The organism is Aquabacterium lacunae, from assembly GCF_004310865.1.
Classification (GTDB): domain Bacteria; phylum Pseudomonadota; class Gammaproteobacteria; order Burkholderiales; family Burkholderiaceae_C; genus Aquabacterium; species Aquabacterium lacunae.
This window is the reverse complement of sequence record NZ_SIXI01000004.1, coordinates 371,076-396,873: the sequence shown is the minus strand read 5'-3', so window position 1 is coordinate 396,873 and position 25,798 is coordinate 371,076. Positions and strand designations below refer to the sequence as shown.

Below are 25,798 nucleotides of genomic sequence, written 5' to 3'. Positions count from 1 at the left end.
CCCGGGAGGCCCACACCATGACTCAACCTCAAGCCTTCACCTTCGACATCGATGCCGACGGCATCGGCCTGGCCATCATCGACATGCCCGGGCGCGCCATGAACGTGCTCAACCCCACGCTGATCGAGCCTTTCGCCGGCCTGGTGCAGCAGCTGGAAACCGACGCCAGCCTCAAGGGCCTGGTGATCACCTCGGGCAAGCCCAGCTTCATCGTGGGTGCCGACATCGACCAGCTCACGCAGATCACCACGCCCGAAGAGGCCTTCCAGCTGTGCGAAGACCTCAAGGGCCTGCTGCGCCGCATGGAAAAGAGCGGCAAGCCCGTGGTGGCCGCGCTGAACGGCACCGCCCTAGGCGGTGGCCTGGAGCTGGCCCTGGCCTGCCATGCGCGCATCGCCATCGACGACCCCAAGGCCAAGTTCGGCCTGCCTGAAGTGAAGCTGGGCCTGCTGCCCGGTGGCGGTGGCACGCAGCGCGTGCCGCGCCTGATCGGCATCCAGAAGGCCATGGAGCTGATCACCCAGGGCAAGGAGCTGACCGCGGCCAAGGCCCATGCCATGGGCCTGGTGACCGATCTGGCCGCCAACCGCGACGAGCTGCTGGCCAAGGCCAAGGCCTGGTGCCTGGCCAACCCCAAGCCCCAGCAACCGTGGGACACCAAGGGCTTCCGCATTCCTGGTGGCGACAGCAAGAGCCCGGCCGTGGTGCAGGTGCTGGCCATTTCGCCTTCCATCGCCAATGCCAAGGCGCATGGCAACTACCCGGCGCTCACCCACATCATGAGCTGCCTGTTCGAGGGGTGCCTGCTCGACTTCGACGCCGGCTCGCAGGTGGAGTCGCGCTACTTTGCGGCCTGCGTGGTCTCGCAGGTCAGCAAGAACATGATCGGCACCTTGTGGCACCAACTCAACGCCATCAAGAAGGGCCAGTCGCGGCCCAAGGGTGTGCCTGAGGGCAAGGTGCGCAAGGTCGGCATCCTGGGCGCCGGCATGATGGGCGCGGGCATCGCCTATGTGTCGGCCAAGGCCGGCATCGATGTGGTGCTGCTGGACACCAGCCTGGAGAACGCCGAGAAGGGCAAGGCCTATTCGCAAGGCCTGCTGGACAAGGCCATTGCCCGTGGCAAGAGCACGCCGGACAAGCGCGACGCGCTGCTGGCCCGCATCCAGACCACCACCGAGTACGCCACGCTGGAAGGCTGTGACCTGGTGATCGAGGCCGTGTTCGAAGACCGTGGCATCAAGGCCCGCTGCACACAGCAGGCCGAGGCCGTGATCGCGCCCACGGCCGTGTACGCTTCGAACACGTCCACGCTGCCGATCACTGGTCTGGCCCAGGCCAGCGCACGCCCGGCCCACTTCATCGGCCTGCACTTCTTCTCGCCGGTCGACAAAATGCCGCTGGTCGAGATCATCGTGGGCCAGGACACGTCGGACGAAACCCTGGCCCGTGGCTTCGACTACGTGCTGCAGATCGGCAAGACCCCGATCGTCGTCAATGACAAGCGCGGCTTCTACACCTCGCGCGTGTTCACCACCTACATCATGGAAGGCATGGCCATGCTGGGCGAGGGCATCCACCCGCGTTCGGTGGAAATGGCCGGTCTGAAGGCAGGCATGCCCATGCCACCTCTGGCCCTGCAAGATGAGGTCTCGCTGAGCCTGTCGCTGCACATCGCCGAGCAGACCCGCAAGGACCTCATCGATGAAGGCGCGCCCCTGCCGGATGTGCACCCGGGCTTTGCCGTGGTGCAGCGCATTGGCGGCACCGAAGGCCGCATCGGCAAGAAGGCGGCCCAGGGCTTTTACGACTACAACGGCAAGGACAAGAGCCTGTGGCCCGGCCTGCTGGCCATCTACCCGCCGGTGGCGCAGCAGCCCAGCCAGCAGGAACTGGTCGACCGCCTGCTGTATGCCCAGGCCAACGAGGCCGCGCGTTGTTTTGAAGAAGGCGTGGTGCGCTCGGTGGCCGACACCAACATCGGCTCGATCTTCGGCTGGGGCTTTGCGCCCCACCAGGGCGGTGCGCTGCAGTTCATCAACGCCGTGGGCCCCAGGCAGTTCGTGGCCCGTGCGCGTGAGCTGGCGGCCTTGTATGGGCGGCGCTTCGAGCCCGCCGCCATCGTGGTGAAGCTGGCAGCCGAAGGCGGCCGCTTCGAAGACGCCACGGCAGCGCAAGGCCAGGCCGCATGAGCACGGCCCTGCCGCGCGCGCTGGGGCCCCTGGCGGGCCTGCTCGATGGCCTGCAGGTGCTCGACCTGTCGCGCAACCTGCCAGGGCCTTATGCCACGCGCATGCTGGCCGACCTGGGGGCCACCATCGTCAAGGTGGAGCCGCCCGAGGGCGACCCCGCGCGGCCCCTGGCCCCTTTGTTCGAGGCGCTGAACCACGGCAAGGAATGTCGCACCATCGACTTTCGCCAGCCGGCCGATCTCGACCGGCTGCGCGAATGGGTGATGGAGGCCGACGTGATGCTCGACAGCTTCCGCCCCGGCGTGCTGCAGGCCATGGGCCTGCACCATGAGCGCCTGAAGGCCCTGAACCCGCGGCTGGTGATGGTCTCCATCACGGGCTACGGCCAGCAAGGTCCCTGGGCGAACAAGGCTGGCCATGACCTGAACTTCCTGGCGCTGTCGGGGGTGCTCGACCAGATGCGCTCGCCCACCACGGGCGAGCTGGCCTTGTCGAATGTGCAGTGGGGCGACCTGGCCGCGGGCAGCTCGCTGGCCGTGATCGCGGTGCTGTCGGCGGTGCTGGCGGCACGGCGCGGCGGGGTAGGGCGCCACATCGACGTCAGCATGGCCCATGGCCTGCACGCCCAGCTGGTGATGCCCCAGGCCACGGGGCAGCTCATGGCGCCGCTGCTGGGCGGGCGCATGCCGGGCGCGGGTGAAGACCTGCTCAATGGCGTGCTGCCTTGCTACAACCTGTACACCTGCGCCGACGGGCGCCACCTGGCCGTGGGCGCTCTGGAGCACAAGTTCTGGAAGGCCGCCTGCGCCGTCTTCGAGCGGCCGCAGTGGGCCGACAAGCACTGGCAGCGTGGGCTCATGCCCCACTCGCCTGAAAGCCAGGCGCTGAAGGCGGCGGTGGCAGCGCTGGTTCGCAGCCGGCCCCTGGCCGACTGGACCACGCGCTTTGACGCTGCCGATGGCTGTGTGACCCCGGTGCTGACCTGGCAGGAGGCCCGCGAACACCCACTGTTCGCCGGGCAGGTGTCGGTGCAGGCCTGGAGCCCGGTGGACTGAGCCGTGGCCAGGGAACGCTTGCTGACAAACCCTCCTTCGGGAGGGTTTTTTCATGGCGCGGCAAATCATGACTCAACCCGGCTGAAGGAGTGCCGATAACGGGTCACATCAGGTATGTAACCCATGCACACACCTCCCTGGCTGACCTCCCTTTGGCACTGGTTCGCCGGCGAAGATCCCGTCCTCAGACGGCACGTCGGCTTTTGCGTGGGCAGTGCTCAACTCTACGTCCTCACCCTGGCGGTGATGTGGCATGCCGTCTGGCTGGGCTACATGCCCACCGAGGTGGCTCGCCTCATCACCTGGCTGATGGTGTGCACCTGGACCCTCGTGTTCGCCCTCGTGCGGTCGGGCTGGTCAAGGCGTTTCCGCGACCCGGTGCTGACCATGCCTCACGCCATGGCCGCCATCTTCAACACGGTGGTGGCCTATGCGCTGCTGGGCCCGTTGCGGGCCGACATCTTTGTCTTGCTGGCCCAGTCCATCGCGCTGACCATGTTCCGTGTGCGCCCCCGGCAGAGTCTGTTGCTGGGTCTGTGGGCCATCGGCCTGATGGGCGCGGCGCAGCTGTGGTTGGGCCTGTGGGCCACCCCGGTGGTCGATCCGGTGGTGCTGGTGTCTCACGCGGTGGTGGGCGGCGTGACCTTGTGGGCCCTGGCCCTGGTGGCCATGTGGGTCGCCGAGCTGCGCGAGAAGATCGCCGCTCAGGCTCAGCGTCTGCAGGACACGCTGGGGCAGGTGCAGGCCCTGGCCACCACCGACATGCTGACGGGCTTGCTCAACCGCCGGCAGATCGAGCAGGTCATGGCCGACGAGATGGCCCGTGCCGCACGCGCTGGCACACCCCTGAGCGTGGCCGTGCTGGACCTGGACCACTTCAAGCGGATCAATGACCTGTACGGTCATCGCATGGGCGATGAGGTGCTGCGTCGTTTTGCTGGCCTGATCAAGGCGGAATTGCGCGCGTTGGACCATTCGGCCCGATGGGGGGGCGAAGAGTTCCTGGTGCTGATGCCTCATGTCGAGGGAGATCAAGCCCTGGTGGCGCTGGAGCGCATCCGCCAGAAGTTGTCGGAACTGCCCATGAGCGAACACGAGTCCTTGCGCGTGACCCTGTCGGCCGGCTTGGCCGTGTGGCAGGTGGGCGAAAGCCTGGAGCAGGTGATCGAACGTGCCGATCTGGCCTTGTACGAGGCCAAGCATGCAGGACGCAACCGGGTGGCATTGGCCGCGCCCAGCCCGTCGGTGCCCGGGCAGGCGGGGGCTGCATCCCCTGTGTGGGCGCAGCGGCCCTGGCCGCAAGGGGGGGCCGCATGAGCGCTGCGCCAGACTTCCGCACCGCGGAAATCCGCCCCATGACTTTTCGGCAGGCGGTCAGGCCCTTGCTGCACTGGATGCTGGGCTTTGACCGGGCCACTCGCGAGCGTGTGCTGGGCGTGGGCCTGTGCGTGCTGGTTTACCTGGCCTGCTCGGTGGTGGCTCACCATGTGTCGCAGTTGGGCATGATCCGTCCCTGGATGGTCGATGTGCTGCTGTGGGCTGTTGTGCCGCTGAACCTGCTGATGCTGGCCGCTATTCGCAGCGGGTGCACTCGCCGACTCAAAGATCCAGCGCTCACGGTGCCCTTGTTCACCGTGGCGTTGGTGGCCATCAGCCTGGCCTACATCGCCATTCGGCCGGGTGACCGCGGTGTGGTCCTGGGGCTGATCACCCTGGTCATGGTGTTCGGCATGTACACCCACAGCCCCACCCACACCCTGGTGACGGGCATCGCCACGATGGCTGTGCTGGGGCCTTGCATGGCGGTGCTGAGTCGGCTCGATCCGGTCTACTACCCTGGCGGGCACGAACTGCTGCGCTTCGAGCTGCTGGGCGGCACCGTGCCGGTGCTGATTTACGCTTCATTGCAGCTGGCCGAATGGCGCAACCGCTTGCGCCAGCAACGGCGAGAGCTGGAGGCGGCCCTGGCCAAGGTGCAGGAGTTGGCCACCCGCGACGGGTTGACTGGGCTGTACAACCGCCGGCACATGCAGGAGCTGCTCGATGCCAGTGTGGACCGCCTGGAGCGCTATGGTGAGCGCTTCTCGGTGGCCCTGATCGACCTGGACCACTTCAAGCGCATCAACGACACCCATGGTCACCGTGTGGGCGACGAAGTGCTGATCTCGTTCTCACGCATTGCCGCGGCCGTGCTGCGCGAAACCGATGTGCTGGCTCGTTGGGGTGGTGAAGAGTTCATCATGCTGTTTCCCAACTCCAGCAGCCCGCAGGCCATGGCCCCTCTGTGGCGCCTGCAATCTCAGCTGCGCCAGGCGGTGGTGTCTTCCAGCCGCCCGGAGCTGCGCGTGACCTTCTCGGCGGGCGTGGCCATCCACGTGGCCAATGCCAGCCTGGGACAGACCCTGGAGCGGGCCGACACCGCTTTGTACGAAGCCAAGCGCCTGGGCCGTGACCGTGTGCTGAGCGCGGTGTTGCCGCCCAGTGCCTTCAGCGAACTGGAGACGTGGCCCGACAGCAGTGCCGAGTTGCTGCACATGTCGGCCGACGGCGGGCTCGCAGAACCCTCAGGCATCGGTTCGTCGCCACCCTGAGCCTGCGGCAGCTTCCAGTTTGCACACAACCCAAGGCCCTGCTTCAGGGCCTTTTTTCATGGCTCGGTACTGCATGGCCCGTGGATGGGGCAGCCTGAAGTTGTGACTTTCTGTCAGCGCGCGCTGGACAACTGGTGGCGATTGCTGCTTAAATGTGTGAATCGCACATTTAGCGAAGCAATGGAGATCGCCATGAACCTGATGTCACGCCCCCTTTTCCAGCTGATTGCCTGGCCCTTGTCGGCTGCTGCCCTGGCCACCCTCGTGGCTTGCGGGGGCGGTGGTGGCAGCACGGCCGGCGCCGGTGGTCAGCAAGTGGCCATGTCCACTTACATCACCGACGCCGTGTCTGACGACTACAGCCAGGTCTGGGTCGGTGTGCTCAAGATCACGGCCATCGACACCAGCGGCAACGAGGTCACCTTGTTCAGCAGTGACACCGCTCAGATCTACAACCTGAGTTCGCTCGATTCGGTGGGCCAGCTCATGTCTCAATCCACCATTCCTGTGGGCACCTACCGTGCAGTGCGTGTCACGCTGGCCGACGAGATCACCCTGGTCAAGACCAGTGATGGCAGTTCGGTGAACGCCTTCTTCACAGGCGATGGATCGACCAAGACTTTGCGCGTCGAGATCGAATACAACCCTGCCGCGGAAAACGCCCTGGTGCTTGACTTCGACCTGGCGCGTTTCACCACCAGCCTCAATGCCAGCGGGCAGACCATCGTGTCCCCGATCATCGTCAAGCGACCCAAGAGCGACCTGCGTGATTTCATCCGCAACCAGGCCGAGGTGCATGGCACGGTGGTCAGCGTCAATGCCACTGCCAACCAGGTGGTGGTCAATGACAGCCGTCTGGGCAATGGTGTGGTCATCACCCTGGCCACGGGTGGCGCGGTGGTCGATGAAAGCACACGCACCACCACCACCCTGGCCAGCCTGACCGCCGGCATGCGCATCGAAGCCAAGGGCATTGTGGTCAGCAGCACGGACAGCACCACGGCCACCGTGCAGGCCAGCCTGATCAAGATCGAATCGAGCAGTGCCGGCAGCATTGCCGACACCCGCGCCAACCGCGCCCGTGGTGAGGGCACCGTGGTCAGCTACAACAGCACCAGCAAGCTGCTGACCGTGGCCTTGAACGAGGCCTCGTTCCTGCCAGACAGTCGCGAGGTGGTGGTCGATGTCAGCGATGCCCGTTTTGCCCATGGCAGCACCGCCGACCTGCTGGTGGTGGGGGCCGAAGTCAGTTTCAAGGGCAGCCTGAACACCGCAGCCAGCGCCAGCTCAGACGTGATCGCTCGCGTGGTCGACGTGGAGGGGGCCGACTCTGATGACGACTCCAGCAGCAGCGCGTCGAACGTGGACGAAGTGGAGGGCACAGTCACGGCCGTCAGCGGTACCCTGGTGACGGTCTCGACGGGTTCGACCACCTACTCGGTGGAGACCGCAGGGGCTTTGTACCGGGAGGGTCGCAGCAGCTGCCTGGTCAATGGTGCGCGGCTGGAAGCCAAGGGTGCTTTGAGTGGCAGCACCTTCACCGCCCGCGTGCTGGAGGTCGAAGGTGGCGGCTGCGTGGACAACCGTCGCATCAGCCGCCGCTGAGTCGGTGTTTCACAAGCGGGCCAGCACCTCACGGGCGGCCCGCTCGCCTGAACGCACAGCCCCTTCCATGTAGCCCAGCCACACAGTGGCCGTTTCGGTGCCCGCCCAGTGCAGGCGACCACAGGGCGTGCGCAACGCTGGGCCCAGTGCGGTCAGCACACCCGGTGCCGTGTAGGCGGTGGGGCCACCTGCTGAGTAGTCTTCGGCCTGCCAGTTCTGTTCCGAGTAGGCCAGTGGCTGAGCGGCCTTGGGGCCGAAATAGGCCACCAGCGCATCGAGCACTTTCTGCTTGCGTTCGGCCGGGGCCATGGCGCAGGCATCCAGCGCGTCCTGCCCGTCGATGAAGCCCATCAGCACGCCGGGTGCACCGGCTTCCGGTGGGGTGCTGTCGAAGGTGACTTTGGTCAGCCCCTGGTCGCTTGTCACCTGCCCATTGAGTCCATCGTCGCGCCAGAACGGGCGGTCGTACACACAATGCACTTTCCAGATGGCGCCCATGGGCATGCGCTGCATGAGTTGCCGCCGCTGCTGCATGGCGGCGTCCAGCATGCCGTCGTAACGCATCCGGCCTGCCATACCGGGTGACATCGCCATGACCACGCGTTGGGCGTGGGCCTCGAAGCCATCGCCTTGCACGACGATGTCTTGTGCGGTCTGCGTGATGCGGTGCACCGGCATGTTGTACAGCAGGCGCCCTTGCAGCTGTTGTGCCAGCCCCAAGGCAATGCGCTGGCTGCCACCCACCACACGGTCTTGCTGGCCGCCGCCTTCGGTGCTGAGCAAGGTGGTCAGGCTGCCCGCGGCGCGCACATACAACAGCACGAACAGCAGCGACACTTCGCGCGGTTCGCACGACAGCAGGCTCAACACGGCCAGGCGCATCATGTCTTTGGCGTCGCCCGACAACAGGTTCTTGTCCATCCAGGTCTGGAAAGTCTGGCTGTCCCACTCGGCCGCCTTGGGGTGCGCCCACGGAACTTCGGGGTCCAGCTTCGCTGCCAGGCCGTCAAGGTTCAGCAAGGCCAGGCCCAGTTCGGCCGCGGCCACCAGGTTGGCCGTGGGCACCACGCCGCTGTAGGTGCCGCGTCGCCCATTGAGGTAGCTGACCAGTTTGCCCGTGTTGTAGGTGGGGAACAGGCCGATGCCCAGCTCTGCGGCGAGCTCGCGCATGCGCGTTTGCTGCGGGGCCAGGTAGGCAGCGCCAGCTTCCAGGGTGTAGCGCTGAAACGGTGCAGGCATGGCCTGGTTCAGGCAGCGTCCACCGGGGCGGCTGCGCGCTTCCAGCAGCACGACATCGCGACCGGCTTGCTGTAAGGCTCGGGTGCACGCCAGACCGGCATAACCGGCCCCGATCACCAGCACCTCGGCCTCGATGCGTCCGGGCGACACGCTGGCCGCCTGGGCTTCGGTGCCCGTGCTGGCAGCACCGCCGCCCAGCAGGCCGGCGGCCGCCGAGGCCCCCATGCCGCCCAACCAGCCGCGGCGCGACACTTTCGATTCGCTCATGGTCTTTCCCTGTTGAACGCAAAGCGTTCATCTTCGGCGCACGCCGAGCCTTAGAACAGCAGGGAAAGCCTCAGGCGCCACCCCCTGAATCAGGCGGTCACGACCTCGGCACGCAGCGAGTGCGGGTAGGCGTGCACGATCTTCACGTCGATCAGCTGGCCCACCAGTCGGTCGCGCAGGGTCTGGGTAGGGCCTGCGGGGAAGTTGACGATGCGGTTGCACTCGGTGCGGCCCATCAGCTCGGACGGGTCCTTGCGGCTGGGGCCTTCCACCAGGATCTTCTGCGTGGTGCCCACCAGCATCTGGCTGTAGCGCTGCACATTGCTTTCCAGGTAGGCCTGCAGGGTTTGCAGTCGCTTGAGCTTGACCTCGTGCGGCGTGCTGTCTTCCAGGGCGGCGGCCGGTGTGCCCGGGCGTGCGCTGAAGATGAAGCTGAACGAGGCGTCGAACTCGATGTCGGTGGCCAGCTTCATGAGCTTGTCGAAGTCTTCGTCGGTTTCACCGGGGAAGCCCACGATGAAGTCCGACGAGATGCGGATGTCCGGGCGCACGGCGCGCAGCTTGCGGATGGTGCTCTTGAACTCCAGGGCCGTGTAGCCGCGCTTCATGGCCATCAGGATGCGGTCCGAGCCGTGCTGCACAGGCAGGTGCACGTGGTTCACCAGCTTGCTGGTCTTGCCATACACGTCGATCAGGCGCTGGCTGAATTCGTTGGGGTGGCTGGTGGTGAAGCGGATGCGTTCGATGCCGGGGATCTCGGCCACGTACTCGATCAGCATGGCGAAATCGGCGATGTCCGGGCCCTCGCCGATCAGGCCGCGGTAGCCGTTCACGTTCTGGCCCAGCAGCGTCACTTCCTTGACGCCCTGGTCGGCCAGGTCGGCCACTTCGGTCAGCACGTCTTCAAAGGGGCGCGACACCTCTTCACCGCGGGTGTAGGGCACCACGCAGTAGCTGCAGTACTTCGAGCAGCCTTCCATGATCGACACGAAGGCTGAGGCGCCTTCCTTGCGCGGTGGCGGCAGGTGGTCGAACTTCTCGATCTCGGGGAAGGAGATGTCGACCTGCTGGCGCTTGCTGGCCTGGCGCTGCGCCAGCATCTGGGGCAGGCGGTGCAACGTTTGCGGGCCGAAGACCACGTCCACATAAGGCGCCCGTTCGATGATGGCGGCGCCTTCCTGGCTGGCCACGCAACCGCCCACGCCGATCATCACGCCCTTTTCTTTGAGGTGTTTGACACGGCCCAGGTCGGAGAACACCTTTTCCTGCGCCTTCTCGCGGATCGAGCAGGTGTTGAACAGGATCAGGTCAGCCTCTTCCGGGTTGTCGGTGGGCGTGTAGCCCTGGGCCGCGTTCATCACGTCCGACATCTTGGACGAGTCGTACTCGTTCATCTGGCAGCCGTAGGTCTTGATGTAGACCTTCTTACCTGACGCAGCGGCGGCGGTCGCATGGGTGTCGGCGGTGTTGGCAGCCGCGTCAGCCGCATCAGCGGGGGCGGGCAGGTCGTTCAGGTTCACGGTCGCCTGACCGGGCAGGGGGGCATTCATGTCACTTCGTCCAGGTGCGGGTCACGGGGTCGAAGGTCCACTTCGACGCCTGTTCAGGGGTTTCGGGCCACAGCTTGGCCAGCTCGTCGGGGCGCAAGACCCAGACCTCGTGCACCAGGCCATACAGATCGACCGTGTAATTCACCTTCAGCTTGGTGCCGGCAATCAGGTTGGGCATGACCAGGGTGTTGTCGGCCGCCTTGATGCGCGCGCCGGGTGCCATGCGCACACCCTGCTTGCCCAGTTGGGCTTCAGGCCAGTTGCCGAGGGTGAGTTCGCCGCGCAGCGAACCTTTGGGCAGCTCGCGTGGCAGGTAGGTGGCCGCAGAGGCCAGGCCGTGGGCGGCCAGCAGCACAAGGGCCACGCAGGCCCAGGCACCCCGCCGCGTCAGGGGCGCTGTGAAACAGCGGTTCATGGTGTAGATCCAGAGGCTGTGAAAACGCGCATTTTAAGCCGAGCCCTATACTCGAGACAAACAACCCAACGAGTTGCTGGAGGACGGTCATGGCACTGATGGATTTCATCAAGAAGCAGTTTGTCGATGTCATCGAATGGAACGAAGAGGCCGATGGCGTGCTGGCCTGGCGCTATCCCTTCCAGGACCGCGAAATCCAGAATGGCGCACAACTTGTGGTGCGAGAAACCCAGTTGGCCCTGTTCGTCAATGAAGGGCAGATTGCCGACCTGTTCGGCCCGGGAACGCACACGCTGACCACCCGCACCTTGCCCGTGCTGACGAACCTCAAAAACTGGGACAAGCTGTTCGATTCGCCCTTCAAGAGCGACGTCTACTTCTTCAGCACCCGACAGCAGATGGACCTGCGCTGGGGCACCAGTCAGCCCATCACCTTGCGTGACCGGGATTTCGGTGCTGTGCGCCTGCGTGCTTTTGGCAACTACAGTGTGCGCCTGGTCGATGCGCGCAAGTTCCACACGCAGATCTCGGGCACCCGGGCCAGCTATGGCGTGGCCGACCTCGACGGGCAATTGCGCGCCGTGCTGCTGCAGCACCTCAGCGACGCCGTGGCCAACAGCGGCGTGCCCTTCCTGGACCTGGCCGCCAACCAGGTGGCCTTCGCCAAGGTGCTGTCCGAGGCTGCGCGCCCTGCCGTGGAGGCCATGGGCTTGCAGCTGGATGGCCTGACCATGCAGAACGTGTCGTTGCCAGAAGAACTGCAAAAGGTGCTGGACCAGAAGATCGGCATGGGCATGGTCGGTCAGGACATGGGCCGCTTCATGCAGTACCAGACCGCTCAAGCCGTGCCGTCGCTCGCCGCAGCCGGAGGGCAGGGCAGTCTGGCCGGTGACGCTGCGGGCCTGGGGGCCGGTCTGGCCATGGGCCAGATGATGGCGCAGACGCTTCAGCAAGGTTTGCAGGGACAGGCCACTGCGGCCCCCGCCCCGGCTGTGGTGGCCCTGCAGCCCGACGAGATCCTGGCCACATTGGAGAAGCTGGGTGATCTCAAGGCCAAGGGCATCCTGACCGACGACGAGTTCTCAGCCAAAAAGGCCGAACTGCTGCGCAAGCTGGTCTGAGCCCGGCGCTGGCAGATGAAGGTCGGTGATGACTGAGCCGACGCCGCAGCGCGTCTGGCGCATGACGTGCTCGTTCTGTGGCGCGCCGGTGGAGCTGAAATCACCGGCGTCGGTGATGGCCGTGTGCAGCTATTGCAAAAGCACCCTGCTGCGCGATGGCGACAGCCTGCGCCGGGTGGGCCAGACCTCCGATGTCTTCCATGATCACAGCCCCTTGAGCCTGGGGTGCACCGGTCGCTGGCAGGCGCGCAGTTTCGTCGCGGTGGGGCGCGTGCAATGGTCGGCCCCTGACGAGGCCGGGCGGCCCGACGGCAGTCGCTGGACCGAATGGAACCTGCTGTTCGACGACGGGCGAACCGCCTGGCTCAGTGAAGACAACGGCACCTGTGTCGTCACCGAATCGGTCACGCCTTGCCCTCCCGTGCCCCAGCCCAAGGCCCTGACGCCGGGGGCTTCGGTGTCTTTGCTGGGCACTTCCTGGACCGTGACCTGGAACGTGCAGGCCGAATGCGTGGCGGCGCAGGGTGAACTGTCGCGGCGCCCGGATTTCGGCCACCGCCAGCCCCTGGTCGAGTTGCGCAACCCCGCGGGCGAGGTCATGGCGCTGGAGTGGGCGCCCGAAGGCCCTGAGGCCTACCGAGGGCAATCGGTGGCGCTGGCCGATCTCGGCTTGCTGGCGGCGGATGGTGCCCCCGTCACCGCTGCCGATGAGGGCGGTGAAAAGCGCCTGGTCGCCCGGGAGGCTCAGCGCCCTGGCCGCGGGGTGGAGTGTCCTCACTGTGGCAGTGCGGTCGAGGTGAAGCTTTCGCAGTCGGTGTCGGTGGCTTGCGGGCATTGCCATGCCGTGATCACCCTGAAAGATGGGGAGCTCGAAGGCCTGGCGCACCACCAGGACCTGGTCACGCTCGACAGCCAGTTGCCGCTGGGGTGCGTCGGACGGCTGTCCCTGGGCGACACGCGGAGGTCCTGGCAGGTGGTGGGCGTGCGAGAGCGCCGGCAGGTGGCGGTGGTGCAGGGCGAGCCCGTGTACTTCTGGCGCGAATACCTGCTCTACAACCAGACCGAAGGCTTTGCTTTCCTGACCGAAGCCGATGAACAGTGGACCTTGTCGGCCAGCCTGACCGGGGCACCCAAGGTGGACGGTGAGCGCGCGCAATACAAGGGCACCTGGTACAAGCGCATGGAGGCCTACGAGGCCATCACCACTGCGGTGCTGGGCGAGTTCTACTGGCGTGTCCAGCGCGAAGAGCGCAGCCTGAATGTCGATTACCAGGGCACCGGCGGGCAGGCCCATCGGCGTTTGTACAGCGAAGCCACGGGCCAGGAGCTGCACTGGTCGGCCGGGCGCACACTGCGTGACGACGAAGTGCGCAAGGCCTTTGGGCTGCCCGAGCGCAAGGTGTCGGTGCTGCACAAGCTCAGCGAGCAGGCCCAGACCGCCATGGGGGAAGACGTCACCGACCTGGGTGTCGGTGGCTGGTTGATTGTCCTCGCGTTCATCGGCTTCATCGTGTATGTGTTTGTGCAGCCTGACGAGTGCGACCGCATCGCCGATCTGTATGGCGCCCAAAGCGTGGAGCACCAGCGGTGTCTGGCTGAGCAGGGCAGCGGTTCCTCGGGGGGCTCATCTGGCGGTCATGGGGGCTCGTATGGTGGCTACAGCAGCGGTGGTTTTCACAAATAGGAGAGCGTGATCATGTTGGATTTGCCTTGGCTTCAGCCCGGAGTGTTCGTCGGCTCCATTGCCTTCGCCCTGATCGGGGTGGTCCTGTTCTGGCTGTGTTTCATCATCGTGGACAAGCTCACGCCCTACGACCTGTGGGGCGAGATCGTCGAACGCCGCAACGTGGCCCTTGCCATCGTGGTGGCCGCCATGTGCCTGTCGATCGGCATGATCGTGGCGGCGGCCATCCATGGTTGATCGGGAGATGCCGGTGGTGACGGCGTGGCGGTGCTTTCAGGCATGACCGATTCGGTACGGAGTCCCTCGGCACGCGTTCGACCGGCCGAGTTGCTGCTGCTGGCCTCGGTGTTCGTGGTGGCCGCATGCGGGCTGGTGTACGAGCTCGCCGCCGGGGCCCTGGCCAGCTACCTGCTGGGCGATTCCATCCTTCAGTTTTCGACGGTCATTGGCACCTACCTGTTCGCCATGGGCGTGGGCTCGTGGCTGTCGCGGCACCTGGTGGATGGCCTGGTCGGACACTTCCTGCGCATCGAGCTGATGGTGGGCCTGTTCGGCGGCCTCATGCCGGCGGCCCTGTTCGTGGCCCATGCCTTCCTGCCCGTGGGCGAGCTCTGGAGCTTCAGGGTCTTGCTGTACGGCGCGGTGGGGCTGATCGGTGTGCTGGTGGGTCTGGAGATCCCCCTGGTGATGCGCATCCTGCAGGCGAGGTTTGCCCGTCAGCACGCACTCAAGGACGTGGTGTCGGACGTGCTCACCTTCGACTACCTGGGCGCGCTCGTCGTCTCCCTGGCGTTTCCCTTGTTGCTGGTGCCCCACCTGGGCGTGGTGCGCACGGGCGTGTTCTTCGGGCTGCTCAATGTGCTCGTGGCGGTGTGGGCCCTCTGGATGTTCCGACACGAGGTGGCGGCCGTGCGCCGCCATGCCGCTACATGCCTGCTCATCATGGGGATGCTGGTGCTGGCCATGGTCGGGGCCCAGCCGCTGACCACCTGGGCCGAAGACCGCTTCTACGGCAACGGCGTGGTGCTGCGAGAAAGCACGCCGTACCAGCGTATCGTGCTGACCGGTGCCAACGGCAGCACGCGGCTGTACCTCAACGGCAATTTGCAGTTCGCCGCCCGCGACGAATACCGCTACCACGAGGCCCTGGTGCACCCGGCGATGTCGGCCCATGGCGCAGCTCAGCGCGTGCTGGTGCTGGGGGGAGGCGACGGCATGGCCGTGCGCGAGGTGCTCAAGCACCCCTCCGTGCAGGCGGTGACCCTGGTCGAGCTGGACCCGGCCATGACGCGTCTGTTCAGCCAGCAGCCCGCCCTGGTGGCGCTCAACCGCGGCGCCCTGCGCGACCCCAGGGTGCGTGTCGTCAATGCCGATGCCTTCACCTGGCTGCAGCAGCACGACGAGGTCTTCGACGTCATCGTCATCGACTTCCCTGACCCAACCAACCACGCCATCGGCAAGCTGTACACCACCACTTTCTACAGCCTGGTGGCTGAGCACCTGAGTGCGTCGGGATTTGCCGTGGTGCAGACCACGTCGCCGCTGATCGCCCGCCAAAGCTTCTGGACCGTGGCCAGCACGCTGGAGGCGGTTGACCTGCGCACGCAGCCCTACCATGTGCATGTGCCCAGCTTTGGCGAATGGGGCTTCATCGTGGCGTCGCATCGCCCCATGCCCGACCGCTGGCCTCAACGCTTACCGGCGGGCTTGAAGTTCCTCACGCCCCAAGGCGCACCTGCGCTGTTCGATTTCCCGCCCGACATGGCCAGGGTGCAGGCCGAGCCCAACCGCCTGAGCAACCAGACGCTGGTGCACACGTTCGAGGCCGAGTGGGGGCGCATCCACGAATGAACCCGTCCAGGCGTGAGCTTCTGGGCACGGGTGCGCGTGCTGGCCTGGCGACCGCTGCTGCCACCGCCTGGCCCTGGCTTTCAGGGTGCGGCGCGGGTGCGCCATGGCGCTGGGGACAGGCCTTGCCGCCACACATCACCGGCGCCTGGGTGGGCGGGTCCATGGCCCGAGGCCACGCGTGGCGAGATCAGGCATCCCTTCGCTCGCCTCCAGCGGTCGGCGCACCGGTTCGCACCGTGCACACCCTGGTGGTGGGCGCGGGCGTGGCCGGCCTGGCCGCGGCACAACGTTTGGTGTCGCAGGGGCTGGACGACGTGGTCGTGCTCGATCTGGACGATCGCCCCGGCGGCAATGCCAAAGGCCATGTGGTGCAAGGCTTGCCCTGCCCCCTGGGCGCCCATTACCTGCCTGTGCCCGCAGCTTCAGGCGGAGCGCACGCAGGCCTGAGTGCCTGGCTGCAGGCCCAGGGCCTGATCCACTGGCGCCATGGGCGCTGGGTGGGCGATGAGCGCCACCTGTGCCACAGCCCGCAAGAACGCTTGTTTCTGCCCGATGGGGCTTTGCCCTCTGGTGCCTGGCGGGGGCACTGGCAAGAAGGCCTGTTGCCTTTTGAGGGGCTGTCAGCGGCCGAACAAGGCCAGGTCCGGCGGTTTGAATCGACTGTGCAGGCCCTGGGTGCATCGCTGGGCTTTGCCATGCCCACGCATCAGCAGCCCTGGACAACCGGACACGCGGCGCTCGATGGCCTGAGCTTTGCGCAGTGGCTCGATGCGCAGGGTTTCACCGCGCCAGCCCTGCGCTGGTGGCTCGATTACGCCTGCCGCGACGACTATGGCGCCAGCTTGCAGGCCGTGTCGGCCTGGGCGGGCATTCAGTATGTGGCCAGCCGGCACATGCGCATCGACGGTGACAGCCACGAAGGCGATGGCGTGCTGACCTGGCCCGACGGTAACGCCGAGCTGGTGCGGCGGCTGGCGGCGCCCTTGGGTGACCGGGTGCGCACGGGCCAGGCGGTGGTGCAGGTTCAGGCTGAGCGCCATGGGGCGACGGTGTGGGTGTGGTCGGCGCAGCGCCAGGCCCTGGAGCCGTGGCAGGCACAGCAGGTGGTGATGGCAGTGCCCTTGTGGGTGGCTGCCCGCATGGTGCGCAACCCCGTGTCTGCCTTGCAGGCGGTACAACCCTGGTTGCACCAGGCACCCTGGTTGGTCACCCAAGTGCTGCTGGCGCAGGCGCCTGTGGCCCGTGCCGGAGCCCCTCTGTCGTGGGACAACGTGTTCTACAGCGACCAGGGTGCGGCCGATCAGCGCATGCCGTCCTTGGGCTACGTGAACGCCCGGCACCAAGCCCTGGCACCGCCCACCGGCCCGACGCTGCTGACGCATTACTGGGCCTTGGGGGGCGACAGCCCCCAGCAGGCGCGGCAGGCCAGGCAGGCCCTGGCCCAGGCGGGGTGGGCCGAATGGGCTGCCCGCGTGCTGGCCGATCTGGTGCAGGTGCATCCTGAATTGCCCGAGCAGGTTCTGCAGATGGACCTGATGCGCTGGGGGCACGGCATGGTGATTCCGGTGCCCGGTCTGCGCGGGCATGCGGCCTTGCGCGCGCTGGTGTCAGGTGTGCCCGAGGCACCCCGCCTGCATTGGGCCCACAGCGATCTTTCGGCATTTTCGGTGCTCGAAGAGGCTTTTGCGCACGGCCAGCGTGCGGCCGATCAGGTGCTTCAAGCCTCTGGCAAACCGCGCTCCAGGGCATGAAGGCTGGCCTGTGCTGGGGCCAGGTCCTTCATCAAGGCCTCGCGCAGTGCCCATGCTTTGCTGCGGTTGTCTTGCCCCTGGTTGCACACGAACACGTCCAGTGTGACCAGGCCGCTTTCCGGCCAGGTGTGCACGGCCAGGTGCGATTCCGCCAGCAACACCATGCCGGTGACTCCTCCCGGGCCACCTTGGGCGGGGCTGGGGAAGCGGTGAAAGCATTCCCCCACCGGATGCAATCCACATTGCGTCACGGCGTCCAGGCAGGCCTGACGCAGCGCATCGGCGCAGGTCATCCAGGGGTGGTCGGCGGCACACCCATAAAGGTCGGCGGTCAGGTGCAGGCCCTGCGTCATCGGGTGTGCGCTCAGTGCGTCTGGTTCAGCTGCGCCAGCCGTTCAGGCGTGCCCACATCCACCCACGGTCCACCGTGGTGTTCGCCACTCAGGCGGCCTGCGTCGATGGCGCGCTCCAGGCAGGGGCGCAAGGCGGCTTTTTCGCCCACGGCAATGCCCTCGACCATGACCGGGCGGTACAGCCCGATGGTGGAGTAGGTCAGGCCTGCACAGCCGCCTTCGGTGCGGCGCTGGATCCGGCCTTCGTCATCCAGCACGAAATCACCCAGGGGGTTGTGAGGCGGGTTGTCCACCAGCCACAGCTGGCCCCAGTCGTCGCCTGCGGCAAACACCGCGGCAGCCTCCGGGTCGAACCGGAAGCCCGGCACGAACACGTCACCGGCCAGCACCCAGAAGGCGTCGCCTAGCAGGGGCAGGGCCTTGGCCATGCCGCCGGCGGTTTCCAGGGCGCCGCCATGGTCCTGACCCTCGTTCGAATAGCGGATGCGCAGGCCCCAGCGGCTGCCGTCACCCAGGCGGGGCGCGAACTGTTCTTCGAGGTGGGCGGTGTTGATCACCACCTCGCGCACGCCGTCGCGGGCCAGGGCCTCCAGGTGCCATTCGATCAGGGCCTTGCCCCGCACCGCCAGCAGCGGCTTGGGGGTGTGGTCGGTCAGGGGGCGCATGCGTTCGCCGCGTCCGGCGGCCAGGATCAGGGCAGGCAGGTTCATGCCCGGATTATCAAGCCCGGCACGCTGCGTTAACCTGTGCCCATGCACACCTTGATCCATGACCGTTTGCCTGCGTGCGGGGCGGGCCGACTGGCCTGCGCGCTGGTCTCGTTGGTGGCCCTGCAGGCCGGGGCGCAGCCGCCCGATGGTCCAGTTCCTCCGCCCGAGCCCATCGTGACCAACCGCCTGGGCATGCAGATGGTGCGCCTGCCTGCGGGCGAGTTCACCATGGGCAACCCGGCTTCGGTAGACGACATGGCGCGGTGGTTCCCCGGCCTGCCACGCGAGCGCCTGCTGGACCTGAAAGACGAGCAGCCTGCACACCGGGTGCGCCTGAGCAGCTTCTACATGGCCCGCCATGAGGTGACCGTGGGCCAGTGGCGTGCCTTCCTGGCGGCCTCGGGCCATCTGCCCGAATCGGTGGCCGACGGCACGGGTGGCTATGGATACGACCCGCAGCACCCCGGCGTGCAGGGCAAGGGCGATGCCTTTGCTGGCCGTGCGCCACGATTTTCATGGGCCAACCCCGGATTTGCCCAGACCGACTCACACCCCGTCGTGAACGTGACCTGGCATGACGCGCAGGCCCTGGCCCAATGGCTCAGCCAGCAGGAGGGGCGGCGCTATCGCCTGCCCACCGAGGCCGAGTGGGAATACGCTTGCCGCGCCGGCAGCAGCACGCAGTTCCACACGGGTGATGCACCCGACAGCCTTCAGGGCTCGGCCAATGTGTTCGACCGTGACGCCGCCGAGCACTGGCCCTTGTGGCGCGAGCAGGCCTTGCCGGTGAATGACGGCTTTGCCTTCACGGCCCCTGTGGGGCGGTTCACGCCGAATGCCTTTGGCTTGCATGACCTGCATGGCAATGTGTGGGAGTGGACGGCCGACTTCCACGCCGACGACACTTACGCCCGGCCGGGCCAGCCTGCAGGCCAGACCGTGCACAACCCCACCGGCCCCGCAGAGGGCAGCGTGCGCGTGCGCCGTGGCGGCTCGTGGCACACCTGGCCTTTGTATGCACGTTGCAGCTACCGGAACTGGAACAGCGCCACCACCCGGTACACGCTGGTGGGCATCCGGCTGGTGATGGACGTTGCAGTGCCTCAGCGCTGACGCCGCCAGCGTTGCCACAGCGCCAGGGCCAGCCACATCTTGGGCCCGCCGAGCACGCGGGCCCGGCCTGCTGCAGCCAGGCCACCCACCACGCGCGGGGTCAGCACCGATTGGGGCCGTGTCACCAGCGCATGCAACCCGCCGGCCACCACCAGCAGCACCACGCTGAACAGCGCCCACAACACCCACATCAGCGGGCCGAGCCAGCTGGCCACGCCGCCGACGTAGGGGCCTGCATGCGACAACATCTCCAGCACCCACAGGCCCGCCTGCTGAACCTGGGCCCATGAGCCGGTGTCCACCAGCCAGCCCAGCCACTCGGGCGGTTGCCACTGGGCCAGCACCTGCCGCATGGCCTCAGGCGAATCGCCCAGGGCGGGCAGTGCGGCCTCCAGCAGGGCGGTCAGGCCCCAGGTGCCCAGGGCCGTCAGACCCACCAAAGCAGCAAAGACACCCCAGATCAGCCAAGGCATGGTGCAGCTCCTTTCATCATGGACCCATGGTGGCCCATGGCCTGTCGACCAAACAGCAGCCCGGGGCTGAAGGATGTTCAGGAAATGCTGCGCGCAAACAGAAGCCCTCTTACCCCGCCCACTTCTCGCTGAACCAGTGCAAAGTGCACACCGCTGGCCCCCTGGATGGTGGATAACCGCATGCGCACGCCATCGGCTTGCGTGACACTGAAGCCAGCGCAGCCACCCCGGCTCGCAGCCTGGTCTGCCCTCCGTCCATGGACGCCCCTCGTCTCCGCCCTGCTCAGACAGCCGCCACATCCACCGACACGCCGTCGGCCCAGGCTCAGGCCCTGGAGGCTCGCATCACCCATGCGCGCGTCCGGATGCTGTATGGCCACATGCCCGTCACCGCCTGGACGCTGGCCGGCTTCACCCTGCTCATCGGCGGTCTGCTGCACTTTGTTCAGCCCGGCCCCCTGGGCTTGCCAACGCTGTGCTGGCTGGTCGCTGCCCTGGTGCTGGCCGCCACCCGTGCCTTGCACGCCATGGCCTACCTTCGCTCGGCCAACCGGCAGGCCCGTTTCTGGCAGCACAGCTACCTGGCGCTCACGCTGGTGTTCAGCCTGTGCTGGAGCGCGCTGCCTTGGGTGTTGCCCACCGGGCCTGACCAGCAACTGGCCATCGCGCTGATTGGCGTGCTGATCGGCATGGCCGCCACCGGCGCTGCGCAGGTCAGCAGCGACCGCGACAACGTGCGCGCCTGGACCGTGCCCATCCTGCTGTCTTGCGCCGTGTACGGTGTGCACACTGGCGGGCTGCTGGGATGGTTCGGCGCCGTCAGCCTCATCGGCTTCGTGGTGATCTTGTGGCTGGAGGCCACCCGCGGGCACCGCCGCATCAGCGAGATGTTGCGCCTGCGCTTCGAGAGCGAAGAGCTGGCGCAAGCCCGCGCTCACGCCCTGCGCGAGGCCGAGTCGCTGAGCGCCGCCAAGGGCCGCTTCCTGGCCACCATGAGCCACGAAATGCGCACCCCGCTGCACGGCATCCTCGGCCTGTCGCGCATGCTGCAGGCCCACACGCCCTCGCGTGAAGGCCAGTCCCAGCTCGGGCTGCTGCAAAACGCGGGCGAGCACCTGCTGGGTGTCATCAACGACGTGCTCGACTTCTCTCGGCTCAAGGACCATGGCGTGCGCTTGCATGCCCGGCCTGTGCTGCTCAACGAACTGGCCCGCCATGTGTGTGAACTCTCGCAGGTCGTGGCGCAGGACAAAGGCCTGGTCGTGATGCTGCGATCAGATCTGCCCGACGACCTGTGGCTGGAGGTCGACCCCGATCGGCTGCGTCAGGTGCTCACGAACCTGGTGGGCAATGCCGTCAAGTTCACCGCTCAAGGGCATGTGGTCGTGCGGCTGGCGCTGGCCGGCCAGGGCGCACACGCCAACGATGCCGGCGCCTGCCGCGTGGTCTTCGAGGTGCAGGACACCGGCCGGGGCATCCCCGAGACGCACCTGGACAAGGTGTTCGACGCCTTTCACCAGGTCGAAGCCAGCGACGACACCCTGGTGGGTGGCACCGGGCTGGGCCTGAGCATCTCGCAGCAGATCTGCGTGGCCATGGGCGGCAAGCTGCGCTGCGACAGCCAGGTGGGCGTGGGCACCAACTTCTCGTTCGCCCTCGAACTGCCGCGGAGCAGTCGCCCCGATGCAGGTGCTCCGGCCCACGCCAGCGAGCAACCGAGCGAACACTCGGCTGAAGACCTGGGCCTGCGCCTGAGCGGGCGCGTGCTGGTGGTCGAAGACAACCCGGTCAACGCCCTGGTGGCGCAGGCCGCGCTGGCCAACCTGGGCCTGGATGTGGTGGTGGCCGAGAACGGCCGGCGCGCCCTCGAATGGCTGGACACGAACGAGCCAGACCTGGTGCTGATGGACTTTCACATGCCGGAGATGGGCGGCATCGAGGCCACGCGGCGCATCCGTGCCATGGAGACCAGCCGTGGCTGGGTGCCCATGCCGATCGTGGCCATGAGCGCCGGCGACCAGTTCGACGATCACCGGCGCTGCCTGGAAGTGGGCATGAACGACTACATCAGCAAACCCTTTGTGCCGCGCGACATGAACCGGGTGCTGCGTCGCCACCTGCAGCAGCGGGTGCGTCGGCGAGAGCGCTCAGCCCAGGTGCCGGCCACACTCGGCGCAACCAGTCCATAGCGTAAGCGCCCCCTCTGAGTAGACGAGCTGAGAATAGAGACTTCCGCATCTTCAAGGAAGATGCGATGAGGAGGTCGAGATTCACAGAGAGCCAGATCCTGGCGATCCTGAGCGAGGGCGAGACGGACCTGGCCGCGGCGGAGGTTTGCCGCAAGCATGGCATCAGCGCGGCGACGCGCCGCCAATGGAAGAGCAAGTGCGCGGGCATGTCGGCTGATGAGCTCAAGCGCGTCAAGGAGCTCGAAGCGGAGAACGCCGCGATCAAGGACGTGCTGTCGCGAAAATTGTGACGCTGATCGCCAGGCGAGCTGCGGTGCAGATCATGGTCGACAAACATCATCTGTCCCGTGTGCGCGCCTGTCAGGCCGTGGGATGTCCGCAGTCGGCGTTGTACAAGCCCACGACGGATCGGGCAGCCAAGGATGCGCAGGTCATTGACGCGATCAGCGTCATGCTGGAGAAGCGCCCGCGCTGGGTCATGAGTCTTGGGGTAAAGAAAAAAGGCTCAGGCGGCAACGCCTGAGCCTTTTTCTCACGGGCTGTCTCTGTGGCGCCTTGTCAGCGCTCGGACATCAAACCATGGCCGAAAATCAAGCGGCCACGCGCTTGCGGCCTGCCACGGCCACACCCACCAATGTCAGGGCTGCCAGGGCCAATGCCGAGGGTTCCGGCACGTTGCTGAGGTTGGTGTTGTTTTGGCCACCCGTGTCACTGAATGCCCAGCGGTAGGCGGCGTTCTGGAAGCCGGCACCGTTGACGTACAGGTAGTACGACGACGCGCCGACGGCCGGGCTACCTTGGTCAGAGTAAGGACTGAAAGTCAGGCTGATGTTCCCCGCGTTGCTGGAAACTCCGCAGGGATAGCAGGTGTCGATGTGTTTGTTGTCGAATGTGTTGGTCAGCGGCTGGAAATACGCGCTGTTGTTGACGTAGTTGATGCCCAGGCTGGCGCTGGTCAGTGTCAACACGGCGTTGTAGATGTGCGTGTCATTGCCGTCGTATGCACCGTCTTGCAACCCGGCGATGGGTGCATTGTCGAAGGTGACGGTGCCCTTCAAGTCCTGGAAAGTCGTGACGATGTCCCAGGTGACCACTGCGGCATCGGCTTGTGCGGCAGGCAACAACACGGCGGCAGAGACGAGCAACGAATTGAGAATTTTTTTCATGGTGGACAACTGCTTGATTTGGTGGGGTGATCGGGCTTTGCTGGGCGTGTGAGTCCCTGCATGACCGTCATAAAATTTAAGCACCTTCCATGCCACAGAAAATTATTCAATCAAATCAATTGCTTGCGAGTATTTCACTGCCCTCTTGGTAAGCTTTTGTAAAGAAAATCGACGCTTTGTAGCCGCGCTTTGAGATTCAACCGCGCCAGGCGTCCGAGCGGCATGGCCTGGAAAGAAAAGGGCCCCAGGCAAACGCTTGGGGCCCAGATGCGAGTGTCCTTGCAGCCTGAGCAGGGCTGCATGGAGCCAGCGCGATGCGGTGGCGTCAGGCCTTCTTGCGGCGACCTGCGGCGGCCAGGCCGGCGAGCGTCAGGCCCACCAGCGCCAGGGTGCCGGGTTCGGGCACTTGCGAGGTCTGGGTCAGGGTCAGGGTGCCGTTCAACTGGTTGTTGGAGTCAAAGTTTCCGCCACCCAGGTTGAAGCCGAAGGTGTCACCGGCCTGGAGGCCAGTGAACGTGTAGCTGCCCGTGTAGTTGAAGCCAGCCGAGGGCGTGGTGCAGCAGTTGTTCGGGCCCGCGTTGACCAGCGTTTGGCCTGACGAAGTGTTCAGGAATGCAGTGACCGAAAAGTAGGCGTGGAAGCCCGAGTAGTCCCAGTTGAAGGAGTAGTCGCCAGCCGCGTCGGCAATGCCTTGCACCTGCCAAGTTTGCGTGCCGAAGCCTGCGGGGTTCAACGCGTAGCTCAGTGTGCTCACACCACCGGACGAGGTGGCGGAAGTGGTGCCGGGGCCTGCGATGGTGAAGCTGATCGGGCCTGCGTGCGCACAGACGGAAGCAAGCGCCAGCACTGCGGCAGCTGCGAGTTGGCTCGGGCGGAAAAGTTGTGTGACAAACATTTCGATGACATCCTGAAGGCTGTTGATGAATAGGGGGGAGAGGGGGCTGCCCTGGATTCAAAAAGCACAAAGCATGCCATATGCATATTTATATTTAAAATCAAGGGCTTGCGATGCTTTTTGTGGGCATTCGATTTCGGTGTGTAAAAAATAACGACACCCGAATGGGTGATACCCTGAAAGGCAATGCTCTTTGCAAACATGCGGTTCGTGCTGGTGACGTTGACCAGGGTGCGATGGGTTGTCCTCCGCACAGCTGGTGCTGCACGACGCTGGCGCGGGTTGTTGTTGCCGACGGTCAGGCCAGTTGTCAGGGGCTCAGAAATCCTTCCCTGCAGCTGACAAGGCCCAACTGGATCCGAAGCAGCTGTCATCAGGCGGGCCAAAGCCGCGCGTGAATCAGGGCAAGAAAAAAGCCCTGCGAGTCGAGGACTCACAGGGCTTCTGAATTTTGGTGGCGCTTCAGGGATTCGAACCCCGGACCTGCGGGTCACATCGTGCGCCATGGCAGGCATAGACGCGTGCTCTGGATTTCATGCAAAGCAGGTGCTATGGATCGGCCGTCACATCAAACCAGCTTTGCACGGGTCGCTGCCGGTGTCCTGAATGCGCTTTGTATCCGTCGAGAACAGCCGAGCGGCCTCAATAAAGGCCTGGATCAACGGGACTTGGCTGCGCTCCTGACGGCACACCACGTGTACTTCGGTGTGCATCGTCGCGTCGGCCAGCGGCAGTTGTACCAAGCGCTCGTCAGCGATGTATGCCGGCTGAGCGACCACACCGATGCCAAAACCTTGTGCAACGGCTTCTCGAACGGCCTCACGACTGCCCATCTCCAACACAGTTCTCATGGTCACTTGGTGCTTGCGCAGCGTTTGTTCGAACACCCGTCGTGTGGTGGAGCCCTCTTCCCTAGAAACCAAACCCTGCCCTGCCAAGTCTTTCATGGTGATGGCGGTCTTGGCCGCCAGTGGGTGGTGTTTGTGGCAGAACACCACCAGGGCTTGCTTGCGTAGCGGCATGCGAAACAACTGAGGGTCGACGGGCGCTCCGAGCACGATGCCGACATCGCCCCGCCAGTCAAGAATGCGGGAGATGATGGTCTGTGAGTCGGCGACTGCGACGCTCAGGTTCACATTGGGCATGCGCAGGCGGTAGTGCTTCAAGATGGGCAGCACGTTGTACGGGCCGATGGCATGAATCTGCAAACGCCCGACATAGTGCTGGCGGGCGGCGAGCAACAGGGCCTGCGCGTCTTCTTCGCCGCTGAACACCCTGCGGGTCTGCTCCAGCAGCAAACAGCCAAATCCAGAGAGCTCCAGGCGTCGCCCGCGCCGGTGAAACAGCTCCACCTCGAACTCCTGCTCCAGCCGAAGCACGTGGGCCGACACCGTGGGTTGTTGTAGGCCCAGTTGTTTGGCAGCCTGGGTCATGCTGCCCAAGCGAGCGGTGGCATCGAAGGCCTTCAGGGCCGCAAGCAGGCTGATTCCGTTCATAGATGTGATCAATGGTTACCTGAATTCTTGCGGCTGAAAACGTCATGTGTGTGACACGCGAGCCCCTCAGACTGCGCCAGGT

Annotated in this window: 23 protein-coding genes; 14 read left to right on the top strand and 9 right to left on the bottom strand. The window is 65.7% G+C overall.

What is annotated here, in order from left to right; all coding sequences use genetic code 11:
- Nucleotides 1-17 precede the first annotated feature (17 nt).
- The 5 genes from EYS42_RS11670 to EYS42_RS11650 all read left to right on the top strand — a co-directional run bounded on the left by EYS42_RS11670 (nucleotide 18) and on the right by EYS42_RS11650 (nucleotide 7,443).
- On the top strand, nucleotides 18-2,192 hold the full coding sequence (locus EYS42_RS11670; RefSeq protein WP_130968335.1) for a 3-hydroxyacyl-CoA dehydrogenase NAD-binding domain-containing protein: 2,175 nt from the start codon (nucleotides 18-20) through the stop codon (nucleotides 2,190-2,192).
- Nucleotides 2,189-3,247, top strand: a complete 1,059-nt coding sequence (locus EYS42_RS11665) for a CaiB/BaiF CoA transferase family protein (protein ID WP_130968334.1) — start codon at nucleotides 2,189-2,191, stop codon at nucleotides 3,245-3,247. Before EYS42_RS11670 ends, EYS42_RS11665 begins: the two co-directional genes overlap by 4 nt.
- Before the next feature lie 123 nt (nucleotides 3,248-3,370).
- A complete protein-coding gene (locus EYS42_RS11660) occupies nucleotides 3,371-4,564 on the top strand; it encodes a GGDEF domain-containing protein (protein WP_130968333.1) in 1,194 nt (397 codons plus the stop codon).
- Nucleotides 4,561-5,838: a GGDEF domain-containing protein gene (locus EYS42_RS11655; RefSeq protein ID WP_130968332.1), complete on the top strand. Its 1,278-nt coding sequence runs from the start codon at nucleotides 4,561-4,563 to the stop codon at nucleotides 5,836-5,838. The genes EYS42_RS11660 and EYS42_RS11655 overlap by 4 nt, the downstream gene beginning before the upstream one ends.
- 192 nt (nucleotides 5,839-6,030) lie before the next feature.
- Nucleotides 6,031-7,443, top strand: a complete 1,413-nt coding sequence (locus EYS42_RS11650) for a DUF4382 domain-containing protein (RefSeq protein WP_165456749.1) — start codon at nucleotides 6,031-6,033, stop codon at nucleotides 7,441-7,443.
- Between the two features lie 9 nt (nucleotides 7,444-7,452).
- Here EYS42_RS11650 and EYS42_RS11645 read toward each other — a convergent pair whose 3' ends face one another.
- The 3 genes from EYS42_RS11645 to EYS42_RS11635 all read right to left on the bottom strand — a co-directional run bounded on the left by EYS42_RS11645 (nucleotide 7,453) and on the right by EYS42_RS11635 (nucleotide 10,914).
- Complete coding sequence (locus EYS42_RS11645; protein ID WP_130968330.1) at nucleotides 7,453-8,949, bottom strand: flavin monoamine oxidase family protein; 1,497 nt, start codon at nucleotides 8,947-8,949, stop codon at nucleotides 7,453-7,455.
- An 89-nt stretch (nucleotides 8,950-9,038) separates the two neighbouring features.
- Nucleotides 9,039-10,499 (bottom strand): tRNA (N6-isopentenyl adenosine(37)-C2)-methylthiotransferase MiaB, encoded by a 1,461-nt coding sequence (gene miaB, locus EYS42_RS11640; protein WP_130968329.1) that lies wholly within the window; start codon nucleotides 10,497-10,499, stop codon nucleotides 9,039-9,041.
- A 1-nt stretch (nucleotide 10,500) separates the two neighbouring features.
- Complete coding sequence (locus tag EYS42_RS11635; protein ID WP_130968328.1) at nucleotides 10,501-10,914, bottom strand: hypothetical protein; 414 nt, start codon at nucleotides 10,912-10,914, stop codon at nucleotides 10,501-10,503.
- 89 nt (nucleotides 10,915-11,003) lie between these two features.
- Between EYS42_RS11635 and EYS42_RS11630 the strand changes: the two genes are divergently transcribed.
- The 5 genes from EYS42_RS11630 (at nucleotide 11,004) to EYS42_RS11610 (ending at nucleotide 17,321) form a co-directional block, all read left to right on the top strand.
- On the top strand, nucleotides 11,004-12,035 hold the full coding sequence (locus tag EYS42_RS11630; RefSeq protein ID WP_130968327.1) for an SPFH domain-containing protein: 1,032 nt from the start codon (nucleotides 11,004-11,006) through the stop codon (nucleotides 12,033-12,035).
- A gap of 28 nt (nucleotides 12,036-12,063) precedes the next feature.
- A complete protein-coding gene (locus EYS42_RS11625) occupies nucleotides 12,064-13,719 on the top strand; it encodes a DUF4178 domain-containing protein (protein ID WP_130968326.1) in 1,656 nt (551 codons plus the stop codon).
- Nucleotides 13,720-13,731: 12 nt separating this feature from the next.
- A complete protein-coding gene (locus EYS42_RS11620; protein WP_130968325.1) occupies nucleotides 13,732-13,956 on the top strand; it encodes a DUF350 domain-containing protein in 225 nt (74 codons plus the stop codon).
- Between the two features lie 42 nt (nucleotides 13,957-13,998).
- Nucleotides 13,999-15,570 (top strand): polyamine aminopropyltransferase, encoded by a 1,572-nt coding sequence (locus tag EYS42_RS11615; RefSeq protein WP_130968324.1) that lies wholly within the window; start codon nucleotides 13,999-14,001, stop codon nucleotides 15,568-15,570.
- Between the two features lie 236 nt (nucleotides 15,571-15,806).
- Entirely contained in the window at nucleotides 15,807-17,321 is a 1,515-nt protein-coding gene (locus tag EYS42_RS11610; protein ID WP_165456748.1) for an FAD-dependent oxidoreductase, read from the top strand.
- Here EYS42_RS11610 and speD read toward each other — a convergent pair.
- Complete coding sequence (gene speD, locus EYS42_RS11605) at nucleotides 17,288-17,674, bottom strand: adenosylmethionine decarboxylase (RefSeq protein ID WP_130968322.1); 387 nt, start codon at nucleotides 17,672-17,674, stop codon at nucleotides 17,288-17,290. The genes EYS42_RS11610 and speD overlap by 34 nt on opposite strands.
- Nucleotides 17,675-17,685: 11 nt before the next feature.
- The gene (murU, locus tag EYS42_RS11600) at nucleotides 17,686-18,384 is read right to left on the bottom strand and encodes an N-acetylmuramate alpha-1-phosphate uridylyltransferase MurU (protein WP_130968321.1); all 699 of its coding nucleotides are present in this window, start codon (nucleotides 18,382-18,384) and stop codon (nucleotides 17,686-17,688) included.
- A 42-nt stretch (nucleotides 18,385-18,426) separates the two neighbouring features.
- Between murU and EYS42_RS11595 the strand changes: the two genes are divergently transcribed.
- On the top strand, nucleotides 18,427-19,497 hold the full coding sequence (locus EYS42_RS11595) for a formylglycine-generating enzyme family protein (protein WP_130968320.1): 1,071 nt from the start codon (nucleotides 18,427-18,429) through the stop codon (nucleotides 19,495-19,497).
- Here EYS42_RS11595 and EYS42_RS11590 read toward each other — a convergent pair.
- Nucleotides 19,488-19,970: a hypothetical protein gene (locus EYS42_RS11590; RefSeq protein ID WP_130968319.1), complete on the bottom strand. Its 483-nt coding sequence runs from the start codon at nucleotides 19,968-19,970 to the stop codon at nucleotides 19,488-19,490. The two genes, EYS42_RS11595 and EYS42_RS11590, sit on opposite strands and share 10 nt — an antisense overlap.
- A gap of 257 nt (nucleotides 19,971-20,227) precedes the next feature.
- On the opposite strand from EYS42_RS11590, the gene EYS42_RS11585 reads away from it, so the two are divergent.
- From EYS42_RS11585 to EYS42_RS11575, 3 genes are all read left to right on the top strand, one after another.
- Complete coding sequence (locus EYS42_RS11585; RefSeq protein ID WP_130968318.1) at nucleotides 20,228-22,159, top strand: ATP-binding protein; 1,932 nt, start codon at nucleotides 20,228-20,230, stop codon at nucleotides 22,157-22,159.
- 65 nt (nucleotides 22,160-22,224) lie between these two features.
- Nucleotides 22,225-22,449, top strand: a complete 225-nt coding sequence (locus EYS42_RS11580) for a transposase (protein ID WP_130968317.1) — start codon at nucleotides 22,225-22,227, stop codon at nucleotides 22,447-22,449.
- A 23-nt stretch (nucleotides 22,450-22,472) separates the two neighbouring features.
- Nucleotides 22,473-22,682, top strand: a complete 210-nt coding sequence (locus EYS42_RS11575; RefSeq protein WP_130968316.1) for a hypothetical protein — start codon at nucleotides 22,473-22,475, stop codon at nucleotides 22,680-22,682.
- 67 nt (nucleotides 22,683-22,749) lie between these two features.
- On the opposite strand, the gene EYS42_RS11570 is transcribed toward EYS42_RS11575, so the two are convergent.
- The 3 genes from EYS42_RS11570 to EYS42_RS11560 all read right to left on the bottom strand — a co-directional run bounded on the left by EYS42_RS11570 (nucleotide 22,750) and on the right by EYS42_RS11560 (nucleotide 25,716).
- Nucleotides 22,750-23,421, bottom strand: coding sequence for a PEP-CTERM sorting domain-containing protein (locus EYS42_RS11570; RefSeq protein ID WP_130968315.1), 672 nt, complete (start codon nucleotides 23,419-23,421; stop codon nucleotides 22,750-22,752).
- 229 nt (nucleotides 23,422-23,650) lie between these two features.
- On the bottom strand, nucleotides 23,651-24,172 hold the full coding sequence (locus EYS42_RS11565) for a PEP-CTERM sorting domain-containing protein (RefSeq protein WP_245503618.1): 522 nt from the start codon (nucleotides 24,170-24,172) through the stop codon (nucleotides 23,651-23,653).
- Nucleotides 24,173-24,783: 611 nt separating this feature from the next.
- Entirely contained in the window at nucleotides 24,784-25,716 is a 933-nt protein-coding gene (locus EYS42_RS11560) for a LysR substrate-binding domain-containing protein (RefSeq protein ID WP_130968313.1), read from the bottom strand.
- Between the last annotated feature and the right edge of the window lie 82 nt (nucleotides 25,717-25,798).

What these genes read in the sequence shown, in the direction of transcription:
- EYS42_RS11625 (WP_130968326.1), top strand. Translation starts at nt 12,064, where the DNA reads ATGACTGAGCCGACGCCGCAGCGCGTCTGGCGCATGACGTGCTCGTTC.
- EYS42_RS11655 (WP_130968332.1), top strand. Translation starts at nt 4,561, where the DNA reads ATGAGCGCTGCGCCAGACTTCCGCACCGCGGAAATCCGCCCCATGACT.
- EYS42_RS11585 (WP_130968318.1), top strand. Translation starts at nt 20,228, where the DNA reads ATGGACGCCCCTCGTCTCCGCCCTGCTCAGACAGCCGCCACATCCACC.
- EYS42_RS11635 (WP_130968328.1), bottom strand. Translation starts at nt 10,914, where the DNA reads ATGAACCGCTGTTTCACAGCGCCCCTGACGCGGCGGGGTGCCTGGGCC.
- EYS42_RS11665 (WP_130968334.1), top strand. Translation starts at nt 2,189, where the DNA reads ATGAGCACGGCCCTGCCGCGCGCGCTGGGGCCCCTGGCGGGCCTGCTC.
- EYS42_RS11670 (WP_130968335.1), top strand. Translation starts at nt 18, where the DNA reads ATGACTCAACCTCAAGCCTTCACCTTCGACATCGATGCCGACGGCATC.
- EYS42_RS11620 (WP_130968325.1), top strand. Translation starts at nt 13,732, where the DNA reads ATGTTGGATTTGCCTTGGCTTCAGCCCGGAGTGTTCGTCGGCTCCATT.
- EYS42_RS11580 (WP_130968317.1), top strand. Translation starts at nt 22,225, where the DNA reads ATGAGGAGGTCGAGATTCACAGAGAGCCAGATCCTGGCGATCCTGAGC.
- EYS42_RS11630 (WP_130968327.1), top strand. Translation starts at nt 11,004, where the DNA reads ATGGCACTGATGGATTTCATCAAGAAGCAGTTTGTCGATGTCATCGAA.
- EYS42_RS11590 (WP_130968319.1), bottom strand. Translation starts at nt 19,970, where the DNA reads ATGCCTTGGCTGATCTGGGGTGTCTTTGCTGCTTTGGTGGGTCTGACG.
- murU (WP_130968321.1), bottom strand. Translation starts at nt 18,384, where the DNA reads ATGAACCTGCCTGCCCTGATCCTGGCCGCCGGACGCGGCGAACGCATG.
- EYS42_RS11615 (WP_130968324.1), top strand. Translation starts at nt 13,999, where the DNA reads ATGACCGATTCGGTACGGAGTCCCTCGGCACGCGTTCGACCGGCCGAG.
- speD (WP_130968322.1), bottom strand. Translation starts at nt 17,674, where the DNA reads ATGACGCAGGGCCTGCACCTGACCGCCGACCTTTATGGGTGTGCCGCC.
- EYS42_RS11645 (WP_130968330.1), bottom strand. Translation starts at nt 8,949, where the DNA reads ATGAGCGAATCGAAAGTGTCGCGCCGCGGCTGGTTGGGCGGCATGGGG.
- EYS42_RS11660 (WP_130968333.1), top strand. Translation starts at nt 3,371, where the DNA reads ATGCACACACCTCCCTGGCTGACCTCCCTTTGGCACTGGTTCGCCGGC.
- EYS42_RS11650 (WP_165456749.1), top strand. Translation starts at nt 6,031, where the DNA reads ATGAACCTGATGTCACGCCCCCTTTTCCAGCTGATTGCCTGGCCCTTG.
- EYS42_RS11560 (WP_130968313.1), bottom strand. Translation starts at nt 25,716, where the DNA reads ATGAACGGAATCAGCCTGCTTGCGGCCCTGAAGGCCTTCGATGCCACC.
- EYS42_RS11595 (WP_130968320.1), top strand. Translation starts at nt 18,427, where the DNA reads ATGCACACCTTGATCCATGACCGTTTGCCTGCGTGCGGGGCGGGCCGA.
- miaB (WP_130968329.1), bottom strand. Translation starts at nt 10,499, where the DNA reads ATGAATGCCCCCCTGCCCGGTCAGGCGACCGTGAACCTGAACGACCTG.